This window comes from Scytonema sp. NUACC21 (assembly GCF_054684315.1).
Map to the genome: position 1 here is coordinate 180,064 of NZ_BAAFZH010000099.1, position 12,543 is coordinate 192,606.

The 12,543-nt window shown below is 41.3% G+C and carries 6 protein-coding genes; 5 read left to right on the forward strand and 1 reads right to left on the reverse strand.

All coding sequences use genetic code 11. The annotated features are described in order from the left end of the window. Positions 1-264 precede the first annotated feature (264 nt). The 4 genes from ACYRY3_RS31400 (at position 265) to treY (ending at position 8,910) form a co-directional block, all read left to right on the forward strand. Positions 265-954: an alpha/beta hydrolase family protein gene (locus tag ACYRY3_RS31400; protein WP_460205577.1), complete on the forward strand. Its 690-nt coding sequence runs from the start codon at positions 265-267 to the stop codon at positions 952-954. Positions 955-1,912: 958 nt separating this feature from the next. Further along, positions 1,913-4,039, forward strand: a complete 2,127-nt coding sequence (glgX, locus tag ACYRY3_RS31405; protein ID WP_460205578.1) for a glycogen debranching protein GlgX — start codon at positions 1,913-1,915, stop codon at positions 4,037-4,039. Between the two features lie 119 nt (positions 4,040-4,158). Beyond that, entirely contained in the window at positions 4,159-6,009 is a 1,851-nt protein-coding gene (treZ, locus tag ACYRY3_RS31410; RefSeq protein WP_460205579.1) for a malto-oligosyltrehalose trehalohydrolase, read from the forward strand. Between the two features lie 105 nt (positions 6,010-6,114). Beyond that, positions 6,115-8,910, forward strand: coding sequence for a malto-oligosyltrehalose synthase (gene treY / locus ACYRY3_RS31415; RefSeq protein ID WP_460205580.1), 2,796 nt, complete (start codon positions 6,115-6,117; stop codon positions 8,908-8,910). A gap of 311 nt (positions 8,911-9,221) precedes the next feature. On the opposite strand, the gene ACYRY3_RS31420 is transcribed toward treY, so the two are convergent. Next, the gene (locus ACYRY3_RS31420; protein WP_460205581.1) at positions 9,222-10,511 is read right to left on the reverse strand and encodes a glycosyltransferase; all 1,290 of its coding nucleotides are present in this window, start codon (positions 10,509-10,511) and stop codon (positions 9,222-9,224) included. 915 nt (positions 10,512-11,426) lie between these two features. On the opposite strand from ACYRY3_RS31420, the gene ACYRY3_RS31425 reads away from it, so the two are divergent. Next, positions 11,427-12,536 carry an alkene reductase gene (locus ACYRY3_RS31425; protein ID WP_460205582.1) on the forward strand — a complete coding sequence of 370 codons (1,110 nt, stop codon included), beginning with the start codon at positions 11,427-11,429 and terminating at the stop codon, positions 12,534-12,536. Positions 12,537-12,543: the final 7 nt, after the last annotated feature.

The window sequence follows — 12,543 nt, forward strand, 5'->3', positions numbered from 1 at the left end:
GATTAACAAACTTTCTAACTTTTACTTAGAGGGAGTTTAGAGCTTTTGAAAAAGGCAGGAGGGCAATTAAGACGGGGATTCAGACCCCCAACAAGATTGAAGACCGCCAAATCTTCAATTATGGCGGGGAACTTAAACCCTTCTTGAGCAAGGGAAAAGGGCTTTTCTAAAAACTTTTTTCTTTCATAAATGCCCTCTGCCCTCTGCCTTGCCCGGAGGGCTTTTAATTTTTACGATTCAAATTTAAGAATTAAGGAGAATTTCATGTCACTTATTTATGATGAATCATTTGAAATGATTGTTGAAAACGTTGAAGAAAGAGCGCAGGAGGAAGAATATCATCCAGTGCAAATGACAACAAGCAGGGGTTTAATTGATTGTCGCTACTATCGAGTGGAGGATGCAGAAAAAGCAGTCATTTTGGTTGGAGGCGTTGGTGGTGACTGGGACACACCAGCTCGTGGCTTATACCCCTTGTTGGGTGAGGTTTTGCGAAAAGAGGGAATAGCCTCTCTGCGAGTTCAATATCGAAATCCAACAGATTTAGTGGAATCTACTTTAGATGTTTTAGCAGGTCTTATCTATTTGCAAGACAAAGGTGTTAAAGAAGTTGGTCTGGTTGGGCACTCTTTTGGAGGTGCAGTGGTTATCCAAGCAGCAGCTCAATCACCTGATATCAGGACTGTTATTACTCTAGCTACTCAATCTTACGGTACGGATGCTGTCACTCAATTAGGTACAGGATGCTCGCTGCTGCTGTTGCATGGAACATCTGACCTGGTCTTACCGCCTTCATGTTCGCAATATGTCTATCAACTTGCACTGGAACCCAAGCGTCTCATTATGTATCCAGATGCGGGTCATGGTCTAGATGAAGTAGCTGATGAAGTATACCTGATGGTTCGGAACTGGATTGTTCAACAACTGAACCGTCCTACGTCAAGTTTGTCTTAGGGGTTTTGTATGGTAGGAAGCCTGGTATTATTACCGGCTTCTGATTATCATTATTTAAACTAACACACATTTGGACGTGAGTGCTGAGCGATCGCCATCTATAGATAGATGCATAGCTCCAACTTATACAGTAAATATTTTGTCAGCACTCATTAAATATGTCTGGGTTTGTGATGAATATAGCACTGGAGGCATTTATGTTTGCGTTCCTGCAAAATATTTTTTCATGAAATGAAAAATAATAATGTCATTTTGCAAACAATGAACGTTAGCACAATTTATACAAATAAGCGCTCTGCCTAAGACATAATTTATTTCCTTACCGCAAAAAGATTACCTAAAGACGTAGTAGGGTCATACCTCACAACAGCGAACGTGCGACATAGCCCTACCTACAAAAATCGGTAATTGTAGAGCGGATAATAGGTAGTCATAAAAAACGCAAATTATTTACCGGAATAATTATATCAACCGACATATTAAATTTTTATTCCTAGAGAATGACGAAGTTATACTAAATTTAAGTTAATATGCTAAAGTCTAAATTTAGAATAAACGCAATTTTTCAAATTCCGAAAATTTTCTGTAAAACTAATATATTTACTGCCTTTAAGCCAATCATTTATGCTAGTTAATAAAACTATATATTATGAAAGCCACAAGTTTAAGGTATCTGCAAGCCAGAATAGGAAAACGAAACATACGGAATTGGCTCAATCCTGATTTAATAATAGGGGATTGACATACTAAGTATAGTGGCATTACGTCTTACTACTAATTAGGTACATAATGCAGCTAACATATGCAACAGCATATCTAGATTCTTTTATTTCCATCTTTACTCATCACAAACATCCTCCTATAGATAGGCTCGAAAAAAACCATTTGTAGCAAATAATTAACAAAAGCTGAGATCCAAAGTTATTTTACACATAAATTTATATCTGCGGTTCATCGTATGTTCGTAGCACTCTGGCCCGGAAACGTTTATCCCTTGGGAGCCACCTGGGATGGTAAAGGTACAAACTTCGCTTTGTTTTCAGAAAACGCAACAGGTGTTGAACTTTGTTTGTTTGATAAAGATAATCAAGAAACACGCCTTGAACTAACCGAAGTTAGTAACTTTGTTTGGCATGGTTATTTACCAGGAGTAGGACCAGGACAAAGATACGGATATAGAGTTCATGGTCCTTATGCCCCGAACGAAGGTCATCGGTTCAATCCCAATAAACTGCTGATTGACCCATACGCAAAGGCATTAGATGGTGATGTTGGGAATGGTCCGGAGATATTTGGTTACTCTTGGGAATCTCCAGAAGAAGACCTTTCTTTTTCAGATTTAGATAGTGCCCCTTTGATGCCAAAGTCTATTGTTGTAGATCAGACCTTTGACTGGGAAGGGGATCAGCTGCTGCGAACTCCTTGGCATGAAACTGTGATTTATGAAACCCACGTCAAGGGTTTCACCAAGCTGCATCCAGATATCCCAGAAGAAATGCGCGGTACCTATGCCGGTTTGGGGCATCCAGCAGCGATCGAACATCTCTTGAGGCTGGGAATCACAGCGGTTGAACTCATGCCCGTGCATCACTTTCTGTCACATCCGGGACATTTGGTTGGTAAAAATCTAAAGAATTACTGGGGCTACGACTCCGTTAACTATTTCGCTCCTTATGCCGGCTACAGTTCTAGTGGAACTCTGGGAGAACAAGTCACTGAGTTCAAGGAGATGGTTAAAGCACTGCATCGTGCTGGAATAGAGGTGATTTTGGATGTGGTTTACAACCACACAGGGGAAGGCAATCACTTAGGACCTACAATCACACTGCGAGGCATCGACAATGCCATTTACTACCGTCTGGTAGAGAACGACCCACGCTACTATATGGACTATACAGGTTGCGGTAACTCTCTATACGTGCGCCAACCGCAAGTCCTGAAGTTAATTATGGATAGCTTGCGCTATTGGGTTTTAGAGATGCACGTAGATGGATTTCGCTTTGACCTAGCTTCAGCGTTAGCACGAGAGTTATACGAAGTAAATAGTCTGGCAGCTTTCTTTGACATTATTCATCAAGACCCCGTATTGGCTGGTGTGAAACTCATTGCTGAACCTTGGGATTTGGGAACTGGAGGTTACCAAGTTGGTCAATTCCCAGTTCTCTGGTCTGAATGGAATGGGAGGTATCGCGATACTGTGCGGGACTTTTGGCGCGGTATTGATGAAAGCTTGGGGCAATTTGCTTACTGCTTCACAGGTAGCCCCGATTTGTATGCACTAAACGGACGACGACCGAATGCAAGTGTTAACTTCATTACCGCCCATGATGGCTTTACCTTAAACGATCTCGTTAGTTACAACGACAAACACAATGAAGCTAATGGAGAAGGTAACTGCGATGGAGAAAGCCACAACCGCTCCTGGAATTGTGGGTTTGAAGGTTCAACAGATGATGTAGAAGTACTGCAATTGCGGGAACGAATGCGGCGGAACTTTTTAGCAACATTGATGCTGTCCCAAGGTATTCCAATGTTGCTAGGGGGAGATGAAATGGGCCGAACTCAAAAGGGCAACAACAATGCTTACTGCCAAGACAATGAAATCTCCTGGTTTGATTGGGACTTGCCTCAAGGTAATGAGGACTTGGTAAATTTTGCCCGAGAACTTGTCTACTTCCGGAAACAACATCCAGTCTTTCGGCGACGCAAGTGGTTTCAGGGCAGACCAATTTACGGAAAGGGTATCAGTGATATCGAGTGGTTTAACCCTGATGGCAGTGAGATGACTCAAGAACAGTGGGATATCGGTTACGCCAAGTCAATTGGGGTTTACCTGGATGGAAACCAATTACCTAGTGTTGGTCCTAAAGGCGAACGTATCAGCGATGACAGTTTTCTCCTGTTTTTTAACGCTCACTATGAAACCATTGAGTTTTCCCTACCAAGCGCAATGCAACATAGGGAGTGGCGCATTGTGATTGATACAAAAGAACCTCGCTTTGTCCAAGAGGAAAGGCGTTACACGGGTAACCAAGCTGTACCCGTTGTTGCACGGTCAATGGTAGTGCTACAACGCTTAGGCTAGGGGCTGAAAGTTAGGGTCTCTTGATTAGGGAGACAAGGAGGAATTTTCTTGCTTGTCTCTCCCGTCTTGTCTTGCTTCTCCCTCATTTATCACTCATTACTCAGGATGCAGAACTTACTATGAAAATTGGCACTCATTACTTAGGTGACGGTCGTTGTGAATTTAGGGTTTGGGCACCGAATGCAGAATCTGCAGCGGTAAAAATAGTCTCGCCTCAAGAACGCTTGCTTCCAATGCAGCAGCAGGACGCAGGATACTGGCAGTTGACCGCTATGGACGTGTATCCCGGCACACAATACTTCTATCAATTAAATAATGGTGAAAGCAGACCCGATCCTGCCTCAAATTACCAACCTACAGGAGTACACACTGCTTCACAGGTCATAGACCATAACTTTACTTGGAATGACAGCAATTGGTCTGGCATACCTTTAGAAAATTTCATTATCTATGAGTTGCACGTTGGAACTTTTACCCAAGAAGGAACATTTGAGGCAATTATTCCCCGACTCAAAGATTTAAAAGAGCTAGGGGTGAATGCAATTGAAATCATGCCAATTGCACAATTTCCTGGCGATCGACCTACAGATAATAGTTGTGCTTATCGTAATTGGGGCTATGATGGCGTTTATCCTTTTGCGGTACAAAATTCTTATGGTGGACCAGAAGGATTGAAGCGGCTTGTAGACGCTTGCCATCAACAGGGAGTTGCCGTAGTTCTCGATGTGGTATACAACCACTTTGGACCAGAAGGCAACTACATGAGCCATTTTGGTTCCTATTTTACACATGCCTATCGCACTCCTTGGGGCGATGCCATGAATTTTGATGATGGTCACAGCCATAATGTGCGTAACTATTTCATTCAAAACGCTCTGTACTGGCTCAGAGACTATCATATTGACGCACTACGCTTAGATGCTGTTCACGCCATTTACGATTTAGGTGCTAAACACTTTTTGGAAGAACTAGCAGAAAATGTTGCTGCTCTTTCAAAAGAACAGGGACGAAAACTTTATCTGATTGCAGAAAGTGACTTAAACGATCCTCGGGTTGTTCGTCCTGTGAAATCTGGAGGGTATGGAATCGACGCGCAATGGAGTGATGACTTCCATCATGCACTACACACGTTACTGACAGGGGAGAAAACAGGATATTATGAAGACTTTGGTAAGTGCGAACACCTGGCAAAAGCCTATCGGGACACTTTTGTGTACGACTGGAAGTATTCCCCCCATCGCAAACGCTTTCATGGCAATTCTGTACTCGATCGCTCGCCCAATCAATTTGTCGTCTGCATTCAAAATCACGACCAAGTAGGAAATAGAATGCTGGGTGAGCGAATCTCAAATCTTGTATCGTTTGAAGGTTTGAAGTTAGCTGCTGGTGCGCTCTTACTTTCTCCCTACATACCCCTTTTATTCATGGGTGAAGAGTATGGAGAAGAAGCACCTTTTGCCTACTTTGTCAGCCACTCCGATCCTGATTTGATTAGAGCAGTCAGACAAGGGCGGAAACAAGAGTTTGCCGCCTTTCATGCTCAAGGCGAACCACCCGATCCAGAATCTTCTGAAACCTTCCTCAATTGCAAGCTGAATTGGGAAAAACGCAAAGAAGGAAAACATCGAATTCTTTGGTCATTGTATCAGCACCTCATTCAACTGCGAAGTACAATTCCCGCTTTGATGGAACGCCTTCGCCAGAACATGGAAGTCGATTTCCTAGAAGATAAAAAAATTATTTGGTGGCGTAGGTGGAGTGAAAACAATCACATACTTTGTTTAATGAATTTTAACCAAAGCGATGTTCATTTTGGTTCTGCAATGCTAGGCGATGGTTGGAGCAAGATTGTAGATTCGGCTGAGGAAAAGTGGCAAGGGTCTGGCTCGCAACTTCCAAAAGAACTTAGCAATGGAAAAGAACTAATTCTCCGTCCTCAGAGTTTTGCGCTTTACCAAAAGAATAGTTAGTAGTTGGTGGTTAGCAGTTAGAAGTTAATAGTAAAAACTCATAACAAATCATCATTAACCACGGACCACGAACCACGAACCATTAACCATTAGGTGTCACTTAATATGCGAATCCCAACAGTTACTTACCGAATTCAGTTCAATTCTACCTTTAGTTTTGACTCAGCAAAGGCTATTACAAGCTATATAGCAGACTTGGGCATCTCCGATCTTTATGCATCTCCTATATTTAAAGCAAGAGCAGGAAGTACTCACGGATATGACGTTGTCGATCCCACTCAACTAAACCCAGAATTAGGAACTGAGGAAGCGTTTGAAACCTTAGTCAAAGAATTACAGCAGCGCGGCATGGGTTGGGTTCAGGATATTGTACCTAACCATATGGCTTATGATAGCCAAAATCAGTATTTGATGGATGTTTTAGAAAACGGTCCTGATTCAACTTTTCTTGATTATTTTGATATTGCCTGGAATTCACCTTTTGCTAGTAGCGATAAACCTATTTTGGCTCCCTTACTTGGAGATTTTTTTGCTAATAGCTTAGAGAAAGGTGAAATTCAATTAAAGTATGAAGAAAGCGGTTTGAGTGTCAACTATTATAGCTTGAAGCTGCCTCTAAAACTAGAGTCCTATGCCAAATTTTTGACGCAAAATTTAGGCAAATTAGCCAAAACTTTAGATAGAAACCATCCAATTTTTGTAAGATTGCTTGGTATTCTCTACATGGTAAAAAATATTCCTTCGGAACTAACAGCACAGCAAAGAAGAGACCAGTCAGCTTTTGTGAAAGGGCTACTTTGGGAACTTTATAATGATAACAATGATGTCAGAACATTTATTGATGGAAATTTAAAACTTTTTAATGGTGAACCAGGAAAACCAGAAAGTTTCAATCTTTTAGAGAATTTATTGTCCGAACAGTTTTTCCGCCTCTCCTATTGGAAAGTAGGGGCTGAAGAAATGAATTACAGAAGATTTTTCACTGTTAATGAATTAATATCAGTTAGGGTTGAAGACTTTAAAGTCTTCAAAAATACTCACGATCTGATTTCCAAGCTAGTTCATGAAGGTAAGTTTACAGGTTTGCGAATAGACCATATTGACGGGCTATACGACCCAACACAATATTTAGAAAGACTAAGAGAGAAAACGGGGGATACATACATCACTGTTGAAAAAATTCTCCAGCCAGGAGAAAACTTGCCGAATAACTGGTCAGTTCAAGGTACGTCTGGGTATGATTATTTAAATTATATCAATGGAATTTTCTGCCAAACTGAAAACGAAGATAAGTTTACTCGGATTTACTCTAATTTTACAGGAATTAGAAGACCCTATGAGGAGCTTATCCCAGAGAAAAAACATTTAATAATAGAGAGAAATTTAGCTGGTGATATTGATAACCTGGCTTTTCTCTTAAAAACTATAGCAAGTAACTATCGTTATGGCAGTGACTTTACAATCAATGGTTTGAAGCGAGCACTCGCAGAAGTCCTTAGTCGTTTTCCAGTTTATCGAACTTATATCAATCAAGAAGGGATATCTGAGATAGATCGTTCTTATATTCGGGAAGTGATTGAAGCTGCCAAACCACATTTGCCATTCTTAGATAATGAATTGAACTTTATTGAGAAATTGCTGTTGCTGGAATACGATGATTTTCTCACGCAAGATGGGAAAGACCAGTGGCTCTACTTTGTTATGAGGGTGCAACAGTATACGGGACCATTGATGGCTAAAGGTGTTGAAGACACAGCCTTATACGTCTATAATCGCTTCATTGCCTTAAACGAAGTAGGTGGCGAACCCGGTCGATTTGGTATTAGTCTTTCAGAATTTAATGAATTTAATCAGAAAAGGCAGGCGAGTTGGCCTCTGGCAATGAATGCTACTTCAACTCACGATACCAAACGGGGGGAAGATATCAGGGCAAGGCTAAATGTCCTGTCAGAAATTCCCGAGGAATGGGAAAAACAAGTCCGTATCTGGAGTGAAATTAATCATTCCCACAAAAAGACTATTAAACGGTTTGCTATGCCCGACAGGAACGATGAGTATCTTTTCTACCAAACCCTTGTAGGTGCTTTTCCATTTTTTGAACATGAGTATGCAGACTGTGTTGAGCGTGTAAAAGAGTATGTTCTTAAAGCCATCAGAGAAGCAAAAGTGTATACTGCTTGGCTGCGACAAAATAGTATTTACGAAGATGCCTTTGTTAATTTTGTCAAATCAGTTCTAGAACTTTCGGAGAACAATCCCTTCTTAAAAGAATTTATTCCTTTCCAACAAAGAGTTGCTTACTATGGCATTTTTAACTCTCTGTCTCAAGTATTGATAAAAATCGCTTCTCCTGGAATCCCAGACTTTTATCAAGGAACTGAATTATGGGATTTCAGTTTGGTCGATCCTGATAATCGCCGTCCAGTTGACTTTGAAATTCGGCAGTCCTACCTCAAAACAATTAAGGAGCAAGCCAAGACAGATATCCTCCAGCTGATAGATGAGTTACTGGCAACGAAAGAAGATGCGAGAATCAAGCTGTTCTTAATCGTTCAAGCTTTAAAAGCAAGAACAGAAAATATAAATGTTTTCCGTGAAGGTAACTACCTACCTTTGGAAGTGAGTGGTAAGTTGCAAGACCATATTGTTGCCTTTGCAAGGAGCAATGGTAATAAGACGATTGTGACTATTGCGCCTCGCTTTTTCACCAGCTTGATTCAACCAGGAGAGTATCCGCTTGGACAACAAGTTTGGCAAGATACTTCCCTAAAGCTGCCTTCAGGATTCTCTTCAACGTGGAAAGATGCAATTACACAGCAAACAATTCAAGCTAATGACACTTTGTTTATTGGTGAAGCACTGACGCATTTCCCTGTAGGATTGCTAATTAGCCAAGAATAAAATTTTGAATTTTGTAAGGTGGGCAATGCCCACCTTCAATAACTTTTTCCCCTAAAAATAATAAATAAAAATGGTCTGAAGCCCGATCGATGACCAATGACAAAGGACAATTTTTTTGAAAATCCAAATAAGAAATCCCGAGAGGATTCCAAGCAAGGTATTTTGGGGGCTGTTTGGAAGCATAGGAATCCTCTGAGACCAGCTTAACACCCTTAAAGACAATAACTGCTCTCGCTTAAAATCCACTTCTACCAAAAGATGGAAGCAATTGTTACGTATAAATGTAATTCATAACACATTTTGGTACAGAATCAAAGAGCTGTTTGTAAAACCTGGGAAATTTGGGTAGTTGGCTTTAATACAGATCGCTCAACAATGTCTGCTGCTCGTTTGACTCCGCCTGCTTCAAGGATCGATTGCTTGACTCTCAATGCGTTATCAACGTAGACATCTTCTGCAAGCACCCGTTGAATAGCTCCTCGCAGCGTTGAGACACTCAAGCTAGATAACGGAACAATTTCTCCAGTACCTGTCCATTTGATTCGTGCTGCATTTCCCGGTTGCTCATAGGTGATTGGGATAGCTATCAAGGGAACTCCATGGGTCAAGGAGTCAAGTAAAGTATTAAGACCCCCGTGAGTAATAGTTAATTTGGCTTTGGCAAGGACTTCAAGCTGAGGAGCGTACTCTACCACTAATGGAGAACCAGCTAGTTTTTTAACTGTTTCTGCATCTACTTTAGTTCCAAGTGCGATCGCTAACTGCACATCCAACCCTTCACAAGCAGCAGCGATGCACTCAAAGATGTCTTGCTTGGTATTTTGCATACTTCCAAGGGAAGCGTAGATGAGAGGTTGCCCGGTTAATCGTTCAAAGGGAAAGAAACCTTTGTGGGGTGATGTGTTGCGAAAAGGGCCCGCGTAATGGAAGTGTTTTGGCAAATTGACGCAAGGGAAATCAAAAGCAGCTGGTTGTTGGCTAATTTGAGCAAGTTGAGATCGGGAAGCATATAATTTGGGATTAACTGGCAATTTCCAACTTCGACGGTAATCATTCAGAACTTGCAGAATTGGTTGGCAACTACGGTCTAAGATATAGTAAGTAGCCTGATTCCGAAGACGTGCCCACCAAGTATTCTGGTAAGTCCAGGGTGTGAAGAAAGGCGGAACATCGGGGCTGCGGTGAATAGCTTGAGCGCAGCATACAGAGATAAAAGGGATACTAAGGAATTCGGCGACTGCTTCACCAGCAGGTTCTAGCTGATCCACCAACAATACGTCAATTCCATCGGCTTTAATAGCGGTAGGTGCATCTTGGCAAATGATATCGGCAGTACGTTGACAAAATCTTACTGAATAACGTAATGCTTCTATACCGCTTAATTTACCTAATTGCGCTAAAGTTTCATCAAGTTCTCCCAATCGATAAGTAAATTGTCCAATTGGATGAAAGTTTAGCCCCTCCGATAGTACCTTTGACTCTATATCAGGGATTTGTAGAAACGTGACGCGGTGTCCCCGCGATCGCAGTTCTCTTCCTAAAGCAGCCAAAGGATTCAGGTGACCGGAAAAAGGCGGGCAAATAACACCAAAGTGAGTCATAAATAATTCTTTATTGGTAAGTAAATCGATGTAAAAAATCCAATTTTGCAAAAGGGCTGTTAGTGGTTAGTAGCAGGATATTAAAATTTATTTTCCTATCTATGTTGATTTACACCAACCTGCTTCTTTAGTAATTCGTAATTAATTTAGTAAATATAAATTACAAATTATCAATTTCAATAAGTTTTAAATGTTATTGCAAAACTTGAGTTCTTAAATTTCCATTGACTCAATTTTATGAATGGATTTAGCTAGTTCGGGCAGAAGCCCCACGTCTCACCCAGAGGGGAGCTTGGGATGAATGACCGAGCAGTGAGGAGTTCCACCCCCGACCAATAACGAGTGTCATTCATTGAGGGAGTGGGGTGGGCGACGAATCGCTAAACTTTGAACGAGAGTTCTTAACACTTCAGACATCGGTATATCCAAGTTTTCTGCAAACTCCTTTAAAAGCGCCAACTCCCTATCGTTAAGTCTTGTTTCAACCTTAATATATTTCTAAATCCATAAAAGGATAACCTCTTTCTAAAGACTTGTTTGATACAAGCACGAGGAGTATTTCTCGTAAATGCTTATGTAAAAGTATATACTCTAAATTACTAGATAGTTATTTAGTAAACTTTTAAAGCAGGCTTTTTGTACCTCCAAACTTGTGCCTATACACTCAGCATCAAACCCGATCTGGTAAGTGCGATCGCAGTCCTCTTTTTTGTAAATTCAGATAAATATGAGTGCTCGCCAAAATATTATTTATATTTACTGCGGTGTAAATTGGTATAAAACCCTGGTTGAACATGATAATAATGTTACTTGGAAACATCATAACTGCCTGTGTCTATCGTGTCAAAGACACATTGCACGGTATCACTAATAGTTTGGAAAGCATTCAGGATACAAGCATAAGGAGATTTTTTTGTGAGTTCTCAGACCAATCTCTTTTCACCCGTTCAACTAGGATCGTTAACACTCCCTAATCGAATTGTGATGGCACCCATGACTCGCTTGCGTGCTGGAGATGGGGGGATACCAATTCCAGCGAATGCAACTTATTATTTTCAGCGAGCATCTGCAGGATTAATTGTCACAGAGTGTACCATGATTTCGTCCCAGAGCCAAGGGTATATGAACTGTCCGGGTATTTATTCCCCAGAACAGGTAGAAGGATGGCGATTGGTAACAAATGCCGTACACGAGCAAGGAGGACGAATATTCTTACAACTTTGGCACTGTGGGCGTATTTCCCATCCCTCACTGCAAACTAATGGAGAATCACCTGTTGCTCCTAGTACAATACCAGCTGAAGGTCAACTGCATACTCCCAATGGTAAACAGCCAATGGTTGCGCCTCGTGCTTTAGAAATCCATGAAATTAAAGGAATTATTGAGGATTTTCGCAAAGCAGCAAACAATGCTCTTGCTGCCGGATTTGATGGTATAGAGTTACATGGCGCTTTTGGCTATCTCATTGACCAGTTTCTTCAAGATGTTTCCAATCATCGCACCGATGAATATGGTGGTTCAATTGAAAATCGTGCCAGATTTCTTCTAGAAGTTGTTGAGGCTGTTGCGAGTGTCTGGGGTGGAAACCGAGTGGGAATTAAGCTTTCACCTAGCAGCACCTATTACAGCATGGGAGACTCGGACCCAAAAGCTACATTTAGTTACACCATTGATGCACTTAACCGTTTTGGTTTGGCATATATCCATCTCATGGAACCTGATGAAAAAGATTTAGCAACCCGTGAAGTTTTGCATCCTGTTGCTCCAATTTTCCGCCCAATCTATAAAGGTACATTGATTGTTAATGGTGGTTTTACCAAAGAATCGGGAAATGCGATTTTAGCAGCAGGCAATGCAGATCTTGTCTCTTTTGGCAAACTATTCTTAGCAAATCCAGACTTGCCCAAACGGTTTGAGTTAAATGCTCCACTCAACTCGCCCAATCCCAAAACATTTTACGGTCAAGGCAGTAAACAACCTGAAATAGGCTACACCGATTATCCGTTTATTGACCGGGCTGCTTAGCAACCTA

Coding starts and splice junctions, on each gene's coding strand:
- glgX (WP_460205578.1), top strand. CDS start 1,913: ATGTTCGTAGCACTCTGGCCCGGAAACGTTTATCCCTTGGGAGCCACC.
- ACYRY3_RS31400 (WP_460205577.1), top strand. CDS start 265: ATGTCACTTATTTATGATGAATCATTTGAAATGATTGTTGAAAACGTT.
- ACYRY3_RS31420 (WP_460205581.1), bottom strand. CDS start 10,511: ATGACTCACTTTGGTGTTATTTGCCCGCCTTTTTCCGGTCACCTGAAT.
- treY (WP_460205580.1), top strand. CDS start 6,115: ATGCGAATCCCAACAGTTACTTACCGAATTCAGTTCAATTCTACCTTT.
- treZ (WP_460205579.1), top strand. CDS start 4,159: ATGAAAATTGGCACTCATTACTTAGGTGACGGTCGTTGTGAATTTAGG.